This is a genomic window from Vicinamibacteria bacterium (assembly GCA_035570235.1).
Lineage (GTDB): Bacteria > Acidobacteriota > Vicinamibacteria > Fen-336 > Fen-336 > DATMML01.
Genome location: DATMML010000104.1, coordinates 1 through 19,743, shown reverse-complemented (window position 1 = coordinate 19,743; position 19,743 = coordinate 1). Strand labels below are relative to the sequence as shown.

General features: G+C 68.4%; 22 protein-coding genes. 8 read left to right on the top strand and 14 right to left on the bottom strand.

What is annotated here, in order from left to right; genetic code table 11:
* Positions 1 to 32: 32 nt before the first annotated feature.
* The 4 genes from VN461_19825 to VN461_19810 are packed head-to-tail and all read left to right on the top strand — an operon-like array spanning position 33 to position 5,386.
* Positions 33 to 578 (top strand): RecX family transcriptional regulator, encoded by a 546-nt coding sequence (locus tag VN461_19825; GenBank protein ID HXB57023.1) that lies wholly within the window; start codon positions 33 to 35, stop codon positions 576 to 578.
* Positions 575 to 3,244: an alanine--tRNA ligase gene (gene alaS, locus VN461_19820; GenBank protein ID HXB57022.1), complete on the top strand. Its 2,670-nt coding sequence runs from the start codon at positions 575 to 577 to the stop codon at positions 3,242 to 3,244. Before VN461_19825 ends, alaS begins: the two co-directional genes overlap by 4 nt.
* The gene (locus VN461_19815) at positions 3,237 to 4,001 is read left to right on the top strand and encodes a lytic transglycosylase domain-containing protein (GenBank protein HXB57021.1); all 765 of its coding nucleotides are present in this window, start codon (positions 3,237 to 3,239) and stop codon (positions 3,999 to 4,001) included. The genes alaS and VN461_19815 overlap by 8 nt, the downstream gene beginning before the upstream one ends.
* Positions 4,002 to 4,006: 5 nt before the next feature.
* Positions 4,007 to 5,386: a tetratricopeptide repeat protein gene (locus VN461_19810; protein ID HXB57020.1), complete on the top strand. Its 1,380-nt coding sequence runs from the start codon at positions 4,007 to 4,009 to the stop codon at positions 5,384 to 5,386.
* 76 nt (positions 5,387 to 5,462) lie between these two features.
* Here VN461_19810 and VN461_19805 read toward each other — a convergent pair whose 3' ends face one another.
* The 11 genes from VN461_19805 to VN461_19755 form a co-directional block, all read right to left on the bottom strand.
* Positions 5,463 to 5,849 (bottom strand): DUF4870 domain-containing protein, encoded by a 387-nt coding sequence (locus VN461_19805; GenBank protein ID HXB57019.1) that lies wholly within the window; start codon positions 5,847 to 5,849, stop codon positions 5,463 to 5,465.
* A gap of 97 nt (positions 5,850 to 5,946) precedes the next feature.
* Entirely contained in the window at positions 5,947 to 7,200 is a 1,254-nt protein-coding gene (locus VN461_19800) for a hypothetical protein (protein ID HXB57018.1), read from the bottom strand.
* A 10-nt stretch (positions 7,201 to 7,210) separates the two neighbouring features.
* Positions 7,211 to 7,834, bottom strand: coding sequence for an outer membrane lipoprotein carrier protein LolA (locus VN461_19795; protein HXB57017.1), 624 nt, complete (start codon positions 7,832 to 7,834; stop codon positions 7,211 to 7,213).
* A complete protein-coding gene (locus VN461_19790) occupies positions 7,831 to 7,983 on the bottom strand; it encodes a hypothetical protein (protein HXB57016.1) in 153 nt (50 codons plus the stop codon). The genes VN461_19795 and VN461_19790 overlap by 4 nt, the downstream gene beginning before the upstream one ends.
* A complete protein-coding gene (locus VN461_19785) occupies positions 7,980 to 8,678 on the bottom strand; it encodes an ABC transporter ATP-binding protein (GenBank protein HXB57015.1) in 699 nt (232 codons plus the stop codon). The genes VN461_19790 and VN461_19785 overlap by 4 nt, the downstream gene beginning before the upstream one ends.
* Positions 8,679 to 8,730: 52 nt before the next feature.
* Entirely contained in the window at positions 8,731 to 9,567 is an 837-nt protein-coding gene (locus tag VN461_19780; protein ID HXB57014.1) for a hypothetical protein, read from the bottom strand.
* Positions 9,564 to 10,595, bottom strand: coding sequence for an RNA 3'-terminal phosphate cyclase (gene rtcA, locus VN461_19775; GenBank protein ID HXB57013.1), 1,032 nt, complete (start codon positions 10,593 to 10,595; stop codon positions 9,564 to 9,566). Before rtcA ends, VN461_19780 begins: the two co-directional genes overlap by 4 nt.
* Before the next feature lie 67 nt (positions 10,596 to 10,662).
* A complete protein-coding gene (locus VN461_19770) occupies positions 10,663 to 11,094 on the bottom strand; it encodes a hypothetical protein (protein ID HXB57012.1) in 432 nt (143 codons plus the stop codon).
* A gap of 120 nt (positions 11,095 to 11,214) precedes the next feature.
* A complete protein-coding gene (locus VN461_19765) occupies positions 11,215 to 11,799 on the bottom strand; it encodes a thymidine kinase (GenBank protein HXB57011.1) in 585 nt (194 codons plus the stop codon).
* A gap of 6 nt (positions 11,800 to 11,805) precedes the next feature.
* Positions 11,806 to 12,366 (bottom strand): elongation factor P, encoded by a 561-nt coding sequence (gene efp / locus VN461_19760; GenBank protein ID HXB57010.1) that lies wholly within the window; start codon positions 12,364 to 12,366, stop codon positions 11,806 to 11,808.
* Between the two features lie 51 nt (positions 12,367 to 12,417).
* Positions 12,418 to 13,428: a hypothetical protein gene (locus VN461_19755; protein HXB57009.1), complete on the bottom strand. Its 1,011-nt coding sequence runs from the start codon at positions 13,426 to 13,428 to the stop codon at positions 12,418 to 12,420.
* A gap of 279 nt (positions 13,429 to 13,707) precedes the next feature.
* On the opposite strand from VN461_19755, the gene VN461_19750 reads away from it, so the two are divergent.
* A complete protein-coding gene (locus VN461_19750; protein HXB57008.1) occupies positions 13,708 to 15,138 on the top strand; it encodes a tetratricopeptide repeat protein in 1,431 nt (476 codons plus the stop codon).
* Positions 15,139 to 15,252: 114 nt separating this feature from the next.
* Here the strand turns inward: VN461_19750 and sppA are convergent, their stop codons facing one another.
* Together sppA and VN461_19740 are read right to left on the bottom strand one after the other, a co-directional pair.
* A complete protein-coding gene (sppA, locus tag VN461_19745; GenBank protein HXB57007.1) occupies positions 15,253 to 16,971 on the bottom strand; it encodes a signal peptide peptidase SppA in 1,719 nt (572 codons plus the stop codon).
* 7 nt (positions 16,972 to 16,978) lie between these two features.
* Positions 16,979 to 17,713 carry a tetratricopeptide repeat protein gene (locus VN461_19740; GenBank protein HXB57006.1) on the bottom strand — a complete coding sequence of 245 codons (735 nt, stop codon included), beginning with the start codon at positions 17,711 to 17,713 and terminating at the stop codon, positions 16,979 to 16,981.
* A 201-nt stretch (positions 17,714 to 17,914) separates the two neighbouring features.
* On the opposite strand from VN461_19740, the gene VN461_19735 reads away from it, so the two are divergent.
* From VN461_19735 to VN461_19725, 3 genes are all read left to right on the top strand, one after another.
* Positions 17,915 to 18,268 carry a hypothetical protein gene (locus tag VN461_19735; GenBank protein ID HXB57005.1) on the top strand — a complete coding sequence of 118 codons (354 nt, stop codon included), beginning with the start codon at positions 17,915 to 17,917 and terminating at the stop codon, positions 18,266 to 18,268.
* A gap of 321 nt (positions 18,269 to 18,589) precedes the next feature.
* A complete protein-coding gene (locus VN461_19730; GenBank protein ID HXB57004.1) occupies positions 18,590 to 18,805 on the top strand; it encodes a type II toxin-antitoxin system HicB family antitoxin in 216 nt (71 codons plus the stop codon).
* Positions 18,802 to 18,990 (top strand): type II toxin-antitoxin system HicA family toxin, encoded by a 189-nt coding sequence (locus VN461_19725; GenBank protein ID HXB57003.1) that lies wholly within the window; start codon positions 18,802 to 18,804, stop codon positions 18,988 to 18,990. The genes VN461_19730 and VN461_19725 overlap by 4 nt, the downstream gene beginning before the upstream one ends.
* Before the next feature lie 353 nt (positions 18,991 to 19,343).
* Here VN461_19725 and VN461_19720 read toward each other — a convergent pair.
* The coding region (locus VN461_19720; protein ID HXB57002.1) for an IS110 family transposase at positions 19,344 to 19,743 on the bottom strand (400 nt) is incomplete at its 5' end.

The window sequence follows — 19,743 nt, the reverse complement described above, 5'->3', positions numbered from 1 at the left end:
TCGACGGCGCGGGGCAGCGGTGAGGTCCGGTGATGGCCAGGAAAAAGGTCCAGGAGAGCGCGCCCACCGCCTACCAGCGCGCCCTCCGCCGTCTCGCACGACGGGACCACAGCGAGAACGAGCTGAGGCGGGCTCTCCTCCGGCTGGATTATCCCGAGACGGAAGTGGAGGGGGCGGTGCGGCGGCTGCGGGCCGAGCGTTTCCTGGACGACGCCGCTTTCGCGGCCCGCTTCGCGCGCAGCCGCATGGCGGACCGGGGGCAGGGGCGCCATCGGGTCCGGCACAGCCTTCGCGAGCGGGGCGTAGCCCCCGCCGTCGTGGAGAGGGGGCTCCAGGAGGCGCTCACCGAGGTCTCGGAGGCGGGGACGCTTGAGGCCGTGGCCCGGCGGTACTGGCGGCAGCGGGGCCGGGAGGAGCCGGAGAAGCGGCTGCGGGGTCTGTGGCTCTTCCTGGTGCGACGGGGCTTTCCGGCCGGGCTCGTGCATGAGCGGCTGCGGGCGATGTGGCCGCGTTTCCGGGATGCCCTGGAAGGGCTGGACCCAGTGGCGATGGAAGACGAGGTTACGCGAAGGGAATGAAGACCGCCGACGAGATCCGGAGCGCATTCCTCGCCTACTTTGCCGACCGCGGGCACCGGGTCGTCGCTAGTTCGCCGCTCGTCCCCGCCCACGACCCCACCCTCCTCTTCGCCAACGCGGGCATGAACCAGTTCAAGGACGTGTTCCTGGGCAAGGAGAAGCGGGACTACACCCGTGCCACCTCCGCCCAGAAATGCGTTCGCGCGGGAGGCAAGCACAACGATCTCGAGAACGTGGGGCGGACCGCCCGCCACCACACCTTCTTCGAGATGTTGGGGAACTTCTCCTTCGGCGACTACTTCAAGGAGGAGGCCATCGCGTACGCCTGGGAGTTCCTGACCCGCGACCTGGGCCTGCCTCGGGACCGCCTCAAGGTCACGATCTTCCGGGGCGCGGAAGGCGTCCCCCGCGACGGGGAAGCCCACCGGTTCTGGGCCGGCCACGTGCCCGAGGATCGGATTCTCGAGCTGGGCATGAAGGACAACTTCTGGGCCATGGGCGACACCGGACCCTGCGGGCCCTGCTCGGAGATCCACTTCTTCCAGGGCTCGACCCTCCCCTGCCCCGAGGAGGCGACGGGCCGCCGCTGCCTGGGGGTCGAGTGCGAGTGCGACCGCTGGCTCGAGATCTGGAACCTGGTTTTCATGCAGTACGACCGCGACGCCTCGGGCCGCCTCGACCCCCTTCCCGCCCCCTGCGTCGACACGGGCATGGGCCTCGAGCGCATCGCTGCCGTCGTGCAGGAGAAGCTCTCGAACTACGACTCCGACCTTTTCACGCCCCTTCTGGCCGCGATCGGAAGCCGAAGCGGCAAGACCTACGGGAACGATGCCGGCGACGACGTCTCCATGCGCGTGGTGGCCGACCATCTGCGGGCCACCACCTTCCTGATCGCAGACGGGGTGATGCCCGGCAACGAGGGGCGCGGCTACGTCCTGCGCAAGATCATGCGGCGGGGCATGCGCCACGGCAAGAAGCTCGGGATCGAGACCCCCTTCCTGCACGATCTGGTGGACGCGGTGGTCGGGCGCATGTCCGCGGCCTACCCGGAGCTGCCCACCCAGGCTCCGACCGTAAAGCGGCTGGTGCAGGTGGAGGAGGAGCGCTTCGGAATCACCTTGAAGCAGGCCCTGGTGGTCTTCGAGCAGATCGCTGAGAAGCTGCCCCCGGGGGGCACCCTCCCCGGCGTCGAGGCCTTCCGCCTCTACGACACCTACGGCCTTCCTCCGGACTTCACCGAGGAGCTGGCCCGGGAGCGGGGCTTGGCCGTGGACATGGCGGGCTTCGAGACCGAGCTTCTGGCGCAGCAGGAGCGGGCGCGGCAGTCCAGCAAGATGGGCGCGGTCACGGGCGACCCCGTCTATCTGGGCCTTCTCGAGGAGGGCAAGACCAAGTTCCGGGGCTACGACTCGCTGGTGGTGGAGGACGCACGGGTCCTGGCCGTCCTCACCGACGGGCGGCTGGCCCGCCGCCTGGACCAGGGCCGGGAGGGCCAGATCGTCCTCGACTGGACGCCGTTCTACGCGGCGGGGGGCGGCCAGGTGGGAGACCACGGGGTGATCGCCTCCGACGGATCGGCGGCGGAGGTGACCGACTGCACGATGCCCGTGCCCGGCCTCTACGTCCACCACGTAAAGGTGACGGCGGGGGGCTTCGAGCGGGGGATGACGGTGCGCGCACAGGTGCACCCGCACTTCCGCGCGGGGGCCATGCGGAACCACACCGGCACCCATCTCCTGCACGCTGCCCTGCGGGAGACGCTGGGGCCGCACGTGAAGCAGGCGGGCAGCCTGGTCACGCCCGACCGGCTGCGCTTCGATTTCAGCCACTACACGGGCCTAGGCCCACGCGAGCTCCGGCACATCGAGAACCGCGTGAACGGCGAGATTCTGAAGGGCACCGCCCTGCTGACCAAGGTCATGGGCAGAGAGGAGGCCCTGGCTTACGGGGCCCTGGCCTTCTTCGGCGACAAGTACGGGGAGCGCGTGCGGGTGGTGGAGGTGCCCGGCTTCTCCAAGGAGTTCTGCGGGGGGACCCACGTGCAGCAGACGGGCGAGATAGGCCTCTTCCTCCTCAGCGCCGAACAGGGCATCTCCGCGGGCACGCGGCGGGTGGAGGCCTTAACCGGCGAGGCCGCGCTGCACCGGGCCCAGGAGGACCAGGGCATCCTGGAGGAGCTGGAGGCGACGGCCAAGACCGACCGCCGCGCCCTGGTCGATGAGTACGCCCGGCTGCGCGAGCAGCTCAAGGCCAAGGAGCGCGAGATCCAGGGCCTGCGGCTGAAGCTGGCCACCGGCACCGGGGACGCCACCCGCGCGGACCTCCAGGAGGTGGGCGGGGTCCAGGTCTGGACGCCCCGGTTCGAGGGGCTGGATCGCAAGGCCCACGCGGGCGTGGTCGACGACTTCCGGAACCGTAACCAAGGGCGGCCCTTCGTTCTGCTCTCGACCTCCGTGGGCGACGACGGCGTCCACGTCATCACCGCCGTCTCCGACTCCCTGAAGGACCGCGTGAAGGCCCCGGACATCATGAAGCGCCTGGGCCTGAAAGGTGGCGGCCGTCCCGACCGCGCCGAGGGCGGCGGCGTGGCCCCCGGCGAGGTGGACAGCTTCCGGAAGAGGGCGGCCGAGGTCCTGCGGGGGATGCTGGAGGGCGTCGGTGTCTAGGGCGCGCGCGGCCAGCTTCCTCGTCGTCCTCGTCGCCGCCGGGACCCCCGCCCGGGCCCAGATCTACACGCGCCTGAACGGCAACGGCGTGGTCGAGGCCACCAACATCCCCGACGCGGGCGACTTCCGCCTCACCTATCCCGGCAAGGGGACGCTCATCCACTCCCGGGGATTCCAGGGGGTGTACCACGGCGAGTTCGACCACCACATCGAGGCCGCGGCCAGCCTCCACAGCGTCAGCACCGACCTCGTGCGGGCGGTGATTGCGGTGGAGTCCGAGTTTGACCAGCTCGCCGTCTCCTCCAAGGGGGCCCGGGGCCTGATGCAGCTCATGCCCGTGACGGCCCGCCGCTTCGGGGTGGCCGACGCCTTCGACGCCCGCCAGAACATCTTCGCGGGGGTGCAGTACCTGCGCCTCCTGCTGGACCTCTTCCAGGGGGATGTCGCTCTCGCCCTCGCCGCCTACAACGCGGGGGAGAACGCGGTGGCCCGCTTCAAGGGGATCCCTCCCTATCGGGAGACCCGCACCTACGTGGAGAGAATCCAGTCGCTCCTGGGTTTCGGGGGCCCGGCGGAGACGCGCGCCGCCTTCTTCGCCCCCGTGCGGGCGGCCGCCCGGAGCAGCAAGCCGACCAAGCTCGTCCCCGCCCGCCCCCGCATCTATTACAAGTGGAAGGACGAAAAGGGGTCGTTGCACGTGGCCCAGACCCCCCCTTCGGAGGGCGTCCTCTACACCATGATCCGGGCCCTGGACTAAACGGCATGCGCGACGCGATTCCCCGGGGACCCTTCGACCAGGGCCTGTTCCTGACCCACTTCAACAAGGGGAAGGAGCTCTACGAGGGGAGGCGGTTCGAGGATGCGGAGCGGGAGCTGGAAGAGGCCTACCTCATGCGCCCGCGGGACCAGAAGGTGCTGAACCTGCTGGGCCTCGTCTACTTCCGGCAAGACAAGTTCGAGAAGGCGGAAGAGGTCTACCGCAAGCTAGTGGCGGAGAGCCCCGAGGCCCACACCCTCTTTTACAACCTGGGGCTCATCTACTTCAAGCTGAGCCGGCTGGAGGACGCGGAGTCCGCCTTCCTCAAGGCCCTGGAGCTGACCAAGGAGAACCCCAAGATCAACTTCTACCTGGGCTCCATCTACGAGCGCCTCCACCGCTACAAGGACGCCATCTACCAGTACCGGCAGGCCGGGGCCAACATCATGGTGCGGCGGGTGGAGGACAAGATGGCCGCCCGCCAGGACCGCCCACCCCAGCCGGGCGCCCCCCCGCGGAAAAAGAAGAAGGACGACACCGCGGAGCTGCCCAAGGGAGAGGTCCAGGAGTCGCTCCGTCGGCGCGCGGCCGAGCGGGCGGAGCCCGCGTTCGTGCCCGACAAGACCCTACAGCCCTTGAGCGAGTTCCTCATGGCGGAAGGCGCACCCAAGCCCGTCCTCACCGACACCGCGCGCTTCCGCCTGCGCGAGCAATTCCACGAGGACACCCTGCCCCCCAAGCGCTTTCCCGACGTGATCTCCTTCCCCGAGCGGGAGAGAGAGGCGGCCGAGAAGACGGCCCCCCTCCTGCGCCGCCCGGAGATCTTCCGCTTCCTCGAGAACAACCTTATGGAGATCGACTTCTCGGGCAAGGTGTACATCAAGCAGGGCACAATTTACTCCTACAGCGGCAACCTGACCTTCTGGGTGAAGGACAAGCGACCGGGAGGCCTGCCCACCCTCGTCATCATCACCGGCACCGGCAAGGTGATCCTCACCGACAAGGAGCGCGACGTCACGTTCATGCAGGTGCAGGACGAGACGATCTACGTGGAGCCCGGCCACCTTCTGGCCTGCGAAGAGGGGCTCACCCCCCGCTACATTCCCCTCGTCGAAGGGCGGCCGGCCCTCGAATTCCTGGCCCTGGAGGGGCGGGGCATGGTGGCTTTGTCCGTGGCCAGCAAGCCCCTGACCATAGCCGTGACCGCCGGCCTGCCCGTATCCGTGCCCGCCAGCTCGGTCATCACCTGGAGCGGTGACCTCACGCCCAAGGTCGTGGAGGACCGGCAGATCTACGAGATCATGCTGCCCCCGGGGAGCCCGGCCGGCCACTTGATCCGCCTGGAAGGGACCGGCCGCGTCCTGGTCGAGCAAGCCCTAGGCTAGCCCGAGCAGAGGCTCCGCCGCGCACAAGACGCCCGCCTCTCGGTTCCGCACAAGGGCCCTCGCGGGGCCTAGGCGTCTAGGCCCACTTCTTGGCCATCTCGCCAATCACGGGCAGCTCGAACTCCTCGCCCCCGTTGGCCTTGACCATGAGGAAGATGGCGATACCGAGGAAACCCACGCCCACGAGCAGCCGGAGAAGGGTGAGCAGGAGCCCGAGCACGCCCAAGTGGACCACGGCCAGGAGGATCTGCAGAATCGTGACACCCAGGCTGATGACGACCGCGGCGGCGTGAAAAAGCAGGCTCTGGAAGGCATGGAAGCGCACGAACTTGCTCTGCTTCTCGACGATCGCGGCCACGACCGAAAAGATCAGACCGATGCAGCACGGCACGTAGCAGAGCAGACCGCCGACATTGGGGGAGACTCCGAGGTTCGTTTGACCGGGGGTGGGCGAGGCCATCATTCCTCCTTGGCGGCGTCCGCAGGCCTTCCGCCTGAGATCGCCTAGTCCTGGTACCTTGTGCGAGCGCGGCGATTATCGGTGCCACGCGGCCGACTTGTCAAGGTGCGGCGGCCATTACGTGCAGGGCCTCGCGGAGGGCCTTGGGATCATCCGAGGAGACGAGAAGGACGCCCCCCCCTCGCTCGCCGATGGCAAACCTCCAAGGCCCACCCCCATAGACGGCGTAGCCCTCTTCCCTCGCGGGAGCGCCGCGGGTGCGCTCGAAGCGCGCCCGCGCGGCGGTCAGGAAGGCTCGGGCCGCCTCCCCGCTGTCCCACACGGACCGCCAGACGAGCAGCGTGCGTCCCCCCAGGTCCCAGGCCCGGTAGTGGTCCCCGCCCCAGCCGGCCGCGTTTGCCTCCTCGCCCTCCCCCAGAAGGGTGCGCGTCAGCAGCTCGCCGAGCACGCCCTCCCCCAAGAGCTTCCCCCCCGGGGCCACGTAGGACGCTTCCACGGGGCGGGGCGACTCGTGGGAGAAGTACTTCTCCGGGTGCAGGACCTGTTCCGTGGACTCGGGAGGATGTCGCCAGGCCTCTCTCAATGCCTCCGCGCCCCCCCGCTTCCAGAGGGCGCGAGCGAAATCGCGCCCCACGAGGTAGGGCAGCACGAGCTGGTCCCGGACCACCGGCGGCGCCCCCGGCACCGACGGCGTGGGCAGGGTGAGCGAGCCCAGGGCTTCCTCCGCCTCCTCCCCCCCCGGCAGTCGGCGCAGCAGGAAGCGCTCCATGACCCAGGTGGCGTCTCCCTCCAACAGGCTCAGCCAGGCCAGCCTCCGGTCGTCGTAGTCCCCCACCGAGTCCGGTAGGGCGTGGTGGACGTCCACATACTGGTCCTGCAGGGCGTGCCGCAGTTCGTGGGAGAGGATCAGCTGGTTCGCGGGAGTCAAACGGCGGTCCTCGCTGATCGCGTAGAGGCGCTTCTTGCCCGGCCGCTCGTCGTAGAAGCCGGCGATGTTCTCCTCCAGAATCCGCGCGCGCAGGGCACGCAGGTCCGTGTCTGCGGGGAGCAGGTCGAGCCCGACCAGGATCCGCTGATCGACCCGGGCCCGGGCCTCGGGGTATTCGGCGTCGAAGAGGCTCTTTAGATAGCGGGCCAGATCGGGCCGGGTCATGAAGTCCACGGGTACGTCGGACCGGAAGGGGACGCCCCCCACCTCCGCCACCTCCTTCTGCAGCTCAGGACCGGTCAGGTCGCGGAAGCCGAGCAGGCCGCCGAGCAGGGCGTTGACGACGTCGTTGGGGTCGGAGGGAGGAGGCTCCTGGGCGCGAGCAGGGCCGACGAGGAGGAGCAGGGCGAGGAACGCCCGTTTCATAGGCACGCCCTCACCTTACCTCGACCACGCCCTTGGGCAGGGAAAGCTCGAAGGCCCCTGCGGGCAACTTCTCGTTGATGCGCATTCTCTCGAAGCGCACGGTTGTGGAATCCCCCGTGGGCTCCGTGAGTCGGGTCTGCACGGGAACGAAGCGGGCCTCGTCCACGTAGAGCCGGATGGCGGAGAAGAGCCCGCTTTGCCCGGCCCGGGGCTTGAGGTCGAGCACGTAGGTCCGGACCTCCCCCACCCCCTCCTCCCCCACGAGGGTGGCCTCGTACTTCCTGCCCAGCCCCGACGCCCCCGGGCCGAAGCCCACCAGGAGATCGGCCTCACCCTTGGCCTCGCCCCGGAAGACCTGCTTGCTCTTCGGAAAATAGCGGGCGAACCGGCCGTCCTTGACCAAGACCACGCTCTCCTGGGGCGCCTCGTAGTTCCAGCGGAACCGCCCGGGGACCTGCAGGAACACCGTGCCCCGGCTCTCCGCCTTCTCGTCCAGGAGCACCAGGACCTTGGTCTCGGTGAAGGAGGCCTGCAACGTGTGCAGGGCGCGGCCCGCCTCCTCCAGCGAGCGCAGGACGGCCCCCGCGTCGGTGGGGGTGGCGGCCAGGGCGAGCGCGACCAGGCTCAGGATCACCAGGGCCCGGCCATGGGATCCCCCCACCAGGCGGCGGGGAGCAATACCACCAGCAGGAGCACGAGCCCGCAGAGGAGATCATAAGCGAGGCTACCCCGGTCGTAGTCCCAGAGGAGCAACCGGGCCAAGGGCGAGAAGGGGGCGCTCACGTGGCCGCCCCCGTGGCGACCTGGGAGAAGCCCCCGACGCTGATCACCCGCCCGTCCCTCATTTCCACCCGGCGGTGGGTCACCGCCGCCGCCTCTGGGTTGTGGGTGATCATCAGTATGGTCTGGCCCAGGCGACGGTTCAGGCCTTTGAAGAGATCGAGAATGAGGCCGCTGTTTACGGAGTCGAGGTTCCCGGTGGGCTCGTCGGCGAGCAGGATCGCGGGGCTGTTGACGAGGGCGCGAGCAATGGCGATGCGCTGCTGCTCCCCCGCCGAGAGCTCGAGGGGCTTCATCTGGACCTTGTGGGGCAACCCCACCATCTCCAGCAACTCCATCAGACGCTCGCGGGGAGGCGGTCTCTCGCCCTGGATCTGACGCGCGATCTCGAGATTTCCGCGGACGGTGAGGGTGGGCAGGAGGTTGAAGCGCTGGAACACGAAGCCGATGTTCTCGCGGCGGGTACGGGTGCGCTCGGTGTCGGACGCCACCGACATCTCCACCCCGTCCACGAAGATGCGCCCCGAGGTGGGCCGGGCCAGGCCCCCCAGGAGGTGAAGGAGGGTCGACTTACCGCAGCCGGAGGGACCCATGATCGACACGAACTCCCCCCGGTCGACCTCGATATCCACCCCGCGCAGGGCGTGAACCTCCAGGTGGCCGGCCCGGAAGATCATGCGGAGATCCTCGGTCTTCAAGATGGGGCTGTTCATCGTGCCCGGGGGCGGCGGGGAGACCCCGAATTCCGTATCACCGGCCGTCCACCTCGATCACCTGGTACCCCTCGGGGATGCGCGGCACGAAGGCCCGGTTTGGGATGGAGACGTTCGTCTCCACTTTCTCAAAGGCGAAGGCGGCCTCGTAACCCTGGACCGGACGCGAGACCACGATCCGATGGAAGGCCTTGTCCTCCCAGTCCCCGACCTTCACTTCGTTCAGCACGTCTCCCCGCTCGTCGTAGGTTCGGGTTCGGAGGGGGAGCAGGGTCTCCCGCTCGAGCCAGATTCGGCGACGCGCCACGGCCCTGGTCCCCTCCCCACGGGAAAGGGTGAGGGAGAAGGCTTCTCGGTCCCCCTCCAGGACCAGGATATCGCTTGCGCGGGGGTCGAGCGGCTCCAAGAGGAGGGCGCTGGTCAGGTCCGCGGGTCGGAGCACGTAGTAGGGCGCCTGGTCGTCGTCCACGCGGGGGGGCACGTCGCTGCGGCCGGTCCACGTGGTTTTCTTGCCCGGGAGCTGGAACCAGAAGCGCCCGCCGTCCGCCACCACCTCCAGGGCGGTCATCACCGCGACCGATCCCTTGAGGTACAGGTGCCCCCCGCGGGTCGCGACCACGCGCACGCGGACGCGCCGCCCCCGGCCCGCCCGGTAGTCTCGGACGTCCAGGTCGCCGGACGCGCTGACGCTCTGAATCCCCTTGCAGTACCCGTCATACGCGGCCACCACCTCCTCGAGGGTCGCCGCCCTCAACGGCCGAATGGGAACCGAGGGGAGGCTCACCGGCTTGAGCCCGCAGCCGGCGCTTCCGAGGATCGGCAACGAGCAGAGAACGATCGCGTGTATGCTAGCCGCCCGGCGAGGGGGGGTCAACAACGCTCGACCTCCAGGCCCCCCGGGCCCCCGCGCCGTCCCCAGGTGCGGGCGGGAATCCCGAAGCGACAGAGCACGGACACGACGGTCTCGAGGTGACTGGTCACCTCGCCTGTGGACACGCGTCCCCCACCCCTGGCCAGGGCCAGCGGCACAGCCAGCTGGTCCGCGAGCTGCGCGTCCACCGCTCCCTCCCCATCCAGGAACTTGAGGAGGCGACGGGCCCCCCGCTCTCCCAGCAGCTCCGCCCCCAGTCCCCGCTCCCCCAAGAGACCAAACCCAGCGCGGCCGTTCTCGAAGACAGCTTCCAGAAGCAGGAACGACCCCGGAGACGCCGCTTCGAGGTCGAGAACCTCCCACGTAGTCTCCAGCCGCCGCCGCTCCCAGAGCCAGGCCTGCGCCGCGTCGCGCTGTCGGCGCGCCACGTCTCCCTTGAGCCGTCCCGCCCCCGACGTCCCCTGCACGGACACGAGTCCTCCCCGCTCTTCGAGAAAGAGAGAGGCCGGACGCCAGGCCCCCACTTCCGCCCGCACCTCGCCTCCCCCCGGCGGATAGAATCCGGCCCGGGTCAGGGACAGGCGGGGGAGCAGCCCGAGCCGCCCCACCACCGACGCCCAATGGTTTGCCAGGTAGTGGAAGCTCGGGCTGGCCGGCACGTGGGTCCCGCCCACGACCTCCAGCCGACTCGCCCCCCCGGCGGTGGCCAGGGGCCCCAGAACGGTCTGCAGGACCAGGGTCGCGGCCCCCGCGGTGCCGATTTCGAAATGGAACTCGCCCGACGCCACCGGTCCCGGTTCGAAACGGAGGTCGGGGGAGCCATCGAACGCCCCTCCCACCCGCGCCGCGCAAATCAAGGCTGCGGCCCGAACCGCGGCCAGATGCTGAGGCCGCAGTCCGGATCGCGGACGGCCGGCCCGGATACGGCTCAGCTCAAACCCCTGTCCCGTCACCGCCGCCAGAGCGAGAGCCGTGCGCACGATCTGGCCGCCGCCCTCCCCCTGGGCGCCATCGATCTGGATCAGGCCCAAGCCGGGAGCCGTCGCGGGCCGCGCACGCGACCCAAGATTCCCACCGCCGCTTGCGCGGGAGGGGTGGCTAGGCGGTAAGGGCGGGGGAGACCGTCCGCTCGTCGGAAGGCACGAAATACCCGGGGACCGCCACTACCCGTTTCGGGCAGGTGAGATCCTCGAAGTGGCGGAGCAGTGCCTCCTGGGCCTGGGGATAGGTCTCGGCCGGGAAGTATCGCTCCACGGGGACGGACACACCGTGTGGCCCCGGGAGCTCCAGACGGACGCGCAGCACGGGCTCCAAGTCCTCGGGGACGAACCCGGAGTTCCAACGGGCGGCGTCTTCGGCGATCCAGATGGAGACGGATTCCACCTTCACCTCCCGGACGTGGCGGGTCTCCATCAGGTGCTTCCACAGCCCAAACTCCACCAGGGGCACGTAGCGGAGCGAGGATGGCTGAGCCTCGCTGGGGCCCCCCAGGCGACAGCGGACGATGGGAACGGGCTCGGAAGCAGTCATAGCCGAAAAGAAGCCTGCAACCGCCGTGCCGGCACTCGGGGTCGGTCGCCAAGGTCTTGATGAAACTCATGATCGAGCTTCCGCGCCACTGCGGGCTCCGCGGGCGAAGGCCGCAAGGCGTTACGGTTCGAAACGATCCGCACCCGGCTGGAAACACTTTCGGCAACGGGCCTCGTACTGCTCGGATCCCCCCACCACCACCCGGTCCCTGGCCGCCACCAGCCGCTGAGAGCGGTTGGCGGGGGCGCCGCAGCGCATGCAGATGGCCAGAGTCTTGTCCACGTATTCCGCCACCGCCAGGAGCTGGGGCATTGGCTCGAAGGGCCGGCCCCGGTAATCCTGGTCTAGCCCGGCCACGATCACGCGTCGGCCCTGATCGGCGAGGGTATTGACCACGTCGACCAGGCTGAGGTCAAAAAACTGTCCCTCGTCGATGCCCACCACCTCCGTGTCCTGCCCGACCCGCTCCAGGATTTCGGCCGCCGAGGCCACCACCTGCGACGGCATTTTCATGTCCGAGTGGCTCACGATCTCGTCGGAGGAATAGCGGGCGTCGATCTGGGGCTTGAAGATCTGCACCCTCTGGCGCGCGATCTGGGCCCGACGGATCCGGCGGATCAGCTCCTCGCTCTTACCGCTGAACATGCTGCCGGTGATGACCTCGACCCAACCGGAGCCGGCAGGAGCGGGGCGGTTGGTGGGCACCCGGCCCTACTTTGCGCGCTCGATATAGGCGCCGCTGGCGGTGTCGATCTTGATGACGTCCCCCTCGGCAATGAAGGGGGGCACCTGCACCATGAGGCCGGTCTCCATCCGCGCCGGCTTGCTCTGGTTAGAGACCGAGGCCCCTTTGATGGCGGGCTCCGTCTCCACCACCTTCAGCTCCACGGTCAGGGGCAGCTCGATGCCCACCGGACGCTCCTCGTACATCTCGATCTTGAGCTTGATATTCGGAAAGAGGTAAGGGACAGCATCCCCCAAAACCTCCGCGGAGAGGGCCATCTGCTCGAAGCTCTCGTTGTTCATGAAATGGTACATGTCGCCATCTTTGTAGAGGAATTCCATCTCCGTCTCGTCTAGAATGGCCCGCTCCACGCGGTCGTCCGAGCGAAAGCGGTGCTCGATGATGGACCCGCTCTTCAGGTGGCGGATCTTGGCTTGTACCATCCCGCGCCAGTTCCCGGGGGTGATGTGCTGGGTGGCCACGACCCGATAGAGGTCGTTGTCATGCTTGATGCACATCCCGCGCTTCATTTGAGTCGCTTGGATCATTCCTGCTCCCTCTCCGAAACCCCCATTATATGGGATCCTGGCCCCGCCCGCCTACTCGAGTTCCAAGCCGAGTAGGTCCACGCGGATGGGGAAGAAACGGAAGCCCTCCGAGCGCAGCTCCGCCTCGACCCGCTCGCGGGTGCCCGGAGAGCGCTCCCCCGGTGTCGCCCACACAGCCACCAACCCCCCCCCGCCCGCCCCGCAGACTTTGGCCCCGCCTCCGGCCGACGCGGCCACTTCCGTAATCCGGTCGATTTCGGGCGTGGAGACCCCGGGTGCCAACCGCTTTCGGGCCTCCCACTCCTCCACCATGAGCGCACCCACCTCTTGGTAGCACGCCGAGACCAGGGCTTGGCGCAGGCGACGGGCGGCGGAGGCCATTGCCGCCAGGGCCTCCCCCACCCGCGGGTCCCCTTCGCCCTGTCCCTTGAGCAGGCTCCAGTTGTCGATCCCGGGAGAGCGTGTGACCCCGGGGTCGACCAGGATCAGTGACTCCTCGACCTTCCCGGGATCGGTTTCCAGTCGCTCCGCCCGCACGGCCCCCGTTTCCAGATGCACGGCCAGGATCCCCCCGTGGATGGCCGTGAGGTAGTCCTGGACCCCGGCCGGGACGCGGAAGCACTGCGTCTCCGCGTCCCGCAGGATCGGCCAAAGATCGGCCGGGGTCAGATCCCGGCCCGTGGCGCGGGCCGCCGCCCCGGCCACCGCCACCGCCAGGGCCGACGACCCCCCGAGGCCGGCGCCCGCCGGCACCTTCGCCTGGGTCGTGACCCTCACTCCCGACTCGATCCCCAAGGAGCGCAGGATGTGAGCCACGAGCGAAAGCGCGCCGTGCCCCAGTAGCTCGGCCACGTCCTTTCCCTCGGCCTTCTGCAGGGTGTCCTTGGACTCCAGACGCACTCCCGCCACTCCGGTCTCCACCCGGCACCAGGCTCGGCGGTCGATGGCCACGCTCAGCGTGACCGCTCCCGGATGGAAGAGGTAGAGGGGCCAGATATCGAGGGCTCCCCCCGCGAGGTCCACGCGGCAGGGAGCGGTGGCTTCGACGACGCTCGCCTTCATGGGGCGGCGACTAGGCGTCGGCCCGCCGCCCGGGCCCCGTCCAAGGGGAGGTGTGGCCGCGCATCACGTTTCCGAACGCGTGTCACGTCTTTGCATCGGCACGTTTCCTCCGCATCCGCGGCGCCGCCGGGCGAACTGCTAGTATAGGCTAGGCTCGTGGTGGTGGGCCGTTTGGGCATGGAGTGTCCACGGTGCGGCCAGACCGACGTCCAGGCACCCGCGTGCCCGCGGTGCGGCGTCGTCTTTGCAAAATTACGGCCCGCGGGCGTGCGGGGCCCGGTGCGGGAACCCTCGACGCCCGCTCCACGGGAGGCCCCCACCCCGCGCCCCCGAACCCTGGTCCTCGGGATCTATGCGCTCGCTGTGACCGTGGCCCTGGGCGCATGGCTTCTCAGGCGCCCCACCGCGCCCCCGGGGAGAGTCGCGGGCTCGGCCACCCCCCCCACCCTGCCCATCGCTCCCCCCGAGTCCCTCCCGGCCGCGATCACCCTCCCCCCCCCACCCTCAACGCCCGTGCCGCTCCCCCCCCAGGTGGCGGAGGTCCCGGCGGGTGGCCTCTCTCCTGAGGACTATCTGGCCACGAAGCAACTCGTAGAGGAACTACAGGCCCGGGAGCCGATGGACGCCGCCCGCATCCAGGTCGCGGAATCCCTCTCTAACCGCAACCCCGGGGAGGCGCCGCTGAAGGCGCTTCTCGAGATGGTGCTCATCAAGATCGCGAGTCAAGAGCGCGCCCACCGGCGCTACGGAGAGGCCTTGGCCGATCTGCGCCGCGCCATCGCGGCCCGGCCGGAGAGCCCGGACGCGCGCGCGTTCCTGGTGGACGTGCTGCTGGAGATGAGCGATTGGTCGGGGGCAGAGGGGGCCTCCCGCGACTTCCTGGTGGTGAAGCCCCGGGATCCGGACGGACTCCGAAAGCTGGGCTACGCCCTTATGCGTCAGGATCGCAACCGGGAGGCGGCCGAGGCCCTCCGCGCGTCGCTCGAGATCCGCGAGGACGCCCAGGCGCGCTCGCTCCTGGACTACCTGCAAAAGGGCATGGCGGACGAGAGAGGCATGACCGAGCAAAGGCTGGCCCGCTTCAACGTGCGCTACGACGGCGACGCGCACGAGGATGTGGGACGGGAGATCCTCCGCCAGCTCGAACACCACTTCGCCACCCTGTCCGTGACCCTCGACTACCAGCCCACCGCCACCATTCCCGTCATCCTCTTTTCACAGGAAAGCTACTACGACGCCGCCGGGGCCCCCGCCTGGTCGGGGGGTGCCTACAACCATCTGGACGGGCGGATCCGCATTCCCATCCGGGGGCTCACCTCCTCCCTCACCCCCGACATGGACAACACCCTCATCCACGAGCTGACCCACGCTTTCATCGCCGACCGATCCCGGGGGGTGGCCCCCTCGCCGATCCACGAGGGCCTGGCCCAGTACATGGAGGGCAAACGCGTGGGCTCCATGCTCACGCCCGCGCAGGCCACGGCCCTGGCCGACGGCCGCATCCAGGGCGTGGCCGGCTTCTACCTGAGCGCCCTCTCGTTCATGGAGTACCTAGAGGCACAGCGGGGACAGGGGGGAGTGAACGACCTCTTGCGGGCCATGGGCGAGACGGGGGACGTGAACGAAGCCTTCCGCCGCGTTTACGGTCAGACCTACGAGGCCACGCAGCGGGCTTGGGTCTCTCGCCTGCGTCAAGAGCACGGCTCTTAGAGTCTGGGAACACCCGTTGGGGTGTGAAACGCACCCAGGCGGCTTCCCCACCGCGCGAGAGTCCTCGAGAAAGACGTTTTGCCTCCCTACCGGGTACTCCCGACTATCCCCGCCTCAACGAACGCTCAACTCGAAGGGGAGGCGAGCAATGGGCCCGGTACCGTTGAGGCTGGAGATCCAGCGCAGGACCGAGCGCACGTCCGCGGGCAGCACTTTCTCCGCGACATTCTCTTCCTGCCGCTCCATAAGGGCCTCGAAGAAGCTCTTGCGCTGGGGCAGCACGACCAAAGCCACGTCCTCGTCTTTGCCGAGCTTGGCTCTCTCCTTGGCCACGGCCAGGGCCACGTCCAGGCCGCCGAGGTGGTCCACCAAACCCACCTTGAGCGCTTCCGCCCCCGTCCAGACCCGCCCCTGGGCAATGCGGTCCACTTCCTCGTAAGTCTTGTGGCGACCCTGGGCGGCCTTGGTCACGAAGGTCTCGTAGAACGACACCATCAGACTCCGCACCTTGCCCCGCTCCTCCTCGTTCCACGGCCGGTATTCGCTGAAGAGCGCGGCATTCCGGCCGTGGGTCAGGATCTCCTTGGTCACCCCGATCTTGTCGTAGAGCCCGCGGAGGCTGAACTTGCCGCCAAAGACCCCGATCGAGCCCGTGATTGTGCCGGGCTGGGCCACGATCGCATCTCCCCCCATCCCAATGTAGTACCCACCGGAGGCGGCAACATCCCCCATGGACACGACCACCGGCTTGGCCTTGCGGGCCAGCCCCATCTCGCGCCAGATGACGTCTGACGCGGTGCCGGAACCGCCCGGGCTGTCCACGCGCAGCACGATCGCGCGGATGGCGGGATCGGTTCGGGCCTGGCGGATGGCCCGGGCGACGGTGTCGGAACCCGCAAACTCGCCCCCGAGGCCGCTGGCCTGGCTCTCCCCGCTGACGATCTCCCCCACCGCATAGACGAGGGCCACCTTGGGCCGGCCATCGAAGCCGAAGCCCCGCGCGGAGCGGACGTAGCGGCCGGGGGTCACGCGCTCGGCGGGCTTCAAGCGGGCGTCCACCTCGTCCTGGTAGAGCAGCTCGTCCACCAACCCGGCGGCCCGGGCGTCCTCCGCCGTGTAGGGCCCCTCGTCCACGGCCGCTTTGACCTCGGCTACGCTCTTCCCCCGCGCCGCGGCAATGGCCGCGAGGTACTGCCCAAAGAGGCCGTCCAGCAGGGCCTGCGTCTGCTCGCGGTGCGGCTCCGTGAAGCTGGACTCCGTGAATTGGTTGGGGGCGTTCTTGTACTTCCCCACCCCTTCGAACTGTGCTTGCACCCCTAGCTTGTCGAGGGTCTTGCGGAGGAACGTCACCTCCGCGCGCAGCCCGGACACGTCCAGAAGAGCCCCCGGTACCGCGTAGACCTTGCTGCAGGCGGTGGCCAGGTAGTACTCCTTGTTTCCGCAGAACTCCAGGTGGGCATAGGCAGGCTTGCCCGACTTCCGGAAGCGCAGGATCGCGTCCCGCAGCTCCTGCACCTTGCCCCAGCCCGAGTCAGGCAAGACGCTCACCCGCAGCAGCACGGCCTTGACCTTGGGATCGGTGGCGGCCCGGTCCAGGCTCTCCACCAGCGCCCGCAGCGAGGGAGGGGAGGACTCGAAGAAGTTGCCGAACTCGGAGGCGGGGATCTCCGGAACCTCGCCCGTGAGGTTGAGAGCGAGGTAACTCTCGCCCCCCCCGAACGGCGAACGCCCGTGCGACCCTCGGAGCAGCAGGGCCAACGCCCCTACCGCCGCGGCCCCAATGGAGACCGCGGCCACGCCCGCGACCAGAATCCACGCCGTCCGCTTTTTCATCTCATGCTCAACCCTTCACGACGGTCTGCAGGTACTCGACGCGGCGGCGGGCTTCCTGGGCGTAGGCGCTGGTCGGGAACTCCTCGGTCAGCCGCCGGTAGGAGGCGGCGGCCTCGGCCAGCTTCCTCGCTTCCTCGAGGACGCTGCCCAACCTCATGAGAGCGTAGTCCCGAGGGAAGGGCACGGAGACGTCGGACACGAACTGGCGGTAGGCGTCCACAGCTTTCCCCACGTCACCCCGGCGGTAGTAGAGATCGGCCAGAGCCAGCCGAGCGAGCGCCGCTTCCAGGTCGTGCTTGCCGGCCACCGCCTCGTTCAGGGCTTTTTCCGCCTCGTCGAGCTTGCCCAGCTCCATGCGGCAGAGGGCTCCGTAGTAACGCGCCCGAGCCGCCACGGGTAGGGTGGCAAAGCGCCGCTCCACCCCGTCGAAGGCCGCAGCCGCCCGCTTGAATTTTTCCTCCTTGCTGCCGAACGTCGGCCCGGTCGGCCGCTCCCCACCCGCGGGCAGATCCTTGGCGACCGGCGTATGGAAGATCTCATAGGCCTCCGCGAACGCCTGCTCCGCCTCCCGGGTGCGGTGGCTTTGGAAGTAGGCCAGCGCTCCCGCGGCTGCCCCCACCACCGCGAGCACGGTAATCGTGATCCGCACTTCGGGCCAATGCGCCTTCACCCAGGCCAGGCCGTGCTCGAAGCCGCTTACCAGCTCGTCCTGCTTGATCTGCTTCCTGAGCTCCCTCTTCACCGCGCCACTCCTCGCTCCAGCCGCCAATTCCCGTGACCGACAAACAAAAAGGTTATCACCCTGACCGCTCTCCCACAAGCCTCGGCCGCCTCGGCTCTCCTCAAGAGCGTTGCGCGCGATCCGGGGGGCTCTTCCTTACGCGTTACTCGTTTTGGCATATACTGCGCCCCCACCTCTGTTAATAGAAAGGAATTCTGGAATATGAAGAAGCTTCCTGGTCTCGCGCTGTTCGTCGGCGCGATCGTTCTGGCCGGCTGCGGCGGCGGTGAGTCGAAGCCCGCCCCAGCCTCGAACGCTGGCACCTCCGCTGCCGCCGCGGCGGGTGACATCGGCGTCCCGGAGTGCGACGACTACATTAAGAAGTATCAGGCTTGCATCGACGGCAAGGTGCCGGAGACGGGTCGGGCGACGGTTCGTCAGGCCTTGGATCAGACCAAGGCGGCCTGGAAGCAGGCTGCGGCGACTCCTCAAGGAAAAGCCGGACTAGCCACAGGGTGCAAAATGGCGCTCGACACGGCGAAGACCGCCATGGGAGCTTACGGCTGCACCTGGTAGTCGCGACTCCTCTTGGTGGGGTGGAGGCGGCTAAAGTCTCCACCCCTCCGGGGGAAGGTGCTCAATGCACCCCTTCGCCCGAGTCCAACGAGGAGTCCCTGCTTCTTGTCACGACCCCTCGGGAGATGTGCCGCGACTAGCCCCCCCGCGAAGGACCCCGCAATCCAGCTCGCAAGCATCAACACGAATTGCCCGAGTTGGCTGTTCTCAGCCCGAAGCATACTTCGGGGCAGCACCATAACCCCGATCGCTCCTCGCCCGCCTAACCAGTGTTCGACAGCGCCATAGGAAAGGCGCACACTAGAGAAGCGGGAGGAGGGCATGGCGAACGAGTTCACCGCGGTCCTCGAGCGTGACGGAGAGTGGTTTATCGCTTACTCTCCAGAGATCCCGGGGGCCAATGGGCAGGGCAAGAGCAAGCAGGAGGCCCTCGACAGCCTCTCGGCCGCGATCTCCCTCATCCTCGAGGACCGCCGCGAGGACGGCCTTCGTGGGCTTCCGCCAGATGCCATTCGGGAGACGGTCACCGTCAAGTGAAGCGCGGCGACCTGCTGCGCCACCTCAGGCAGCACGGGTGCTATTTGAAGCGGGAAGGGGCGAGCCACTCCCTCTGGTGCAACCCGACAACTGGACAGGTCGAGGCCATTCCCCGGCACACGGAGATCGCGAACAACCTGGCTAAAAAGATCTGTCGTGCGCTTTCCGTTCCAGAGATAGGGTAGCGAAAGCCTGTCGAACGACCAGTATCTGGACTCCTCCAGTCAAGCCTGAGCGTTAGTCGTTAGGCGTTCCTCCCCGGCTGGCTGTCTCTGGGTGTGCTGGTTTCTGGTCTCGCTCGGCTGAAGGGGCGGACTACAAGCGTATCTCCGGCCTCTGAACGTTGGAGTCCCTGAGGGCTCCGGGCCATGACGGAATCCGCACGCACGGCAGCCAATCGTTGAAAGCGGCCTGGAAGGCCAGCGTCGTTCTCGGCTTGTCCGCGCGTCGGTCCGACCTGTTCAGCCGTCAAGTTCGATCTCAGCATCCGCAGTGGTGGCGAGCCGTCGTCAAGCTTCTCCCTCTTCAAAGCGAAGTGTCAGGCGACCTTATCTGGCGCAGGCACCGAGCGATAGTCGGTGTCCCCTACCGAGACGGCCCAGGCGATGCGGGCGATCTTGTTGGCGAGCGCCACGGTGGCCTTGTTGTGGTGCGCTCGCTTCTCCAGAGCCAGGGCCCAGGTCCGCAGCCGGTCCGGGTTGGAAACGCTGCGGGCACGGCTCAGCACCGAGCGTGCGCCGTGGATCATGAGCATGCGCAGGTAGGAATCCCCGCGTTTGGAGATGCGGCCGAGCCTTTGGCGCAGGCCGCTCGAATACTCGCGTGGGGTGAGGCCCAGGTAGCTGGCGAAGTGACGGGCGGAGGGGAAGCGGCGCAGATCCCCCACGAAGCCGACCAGCGCGGTGGCGATGATCAGACCGATGCCGGGGATCTGCATC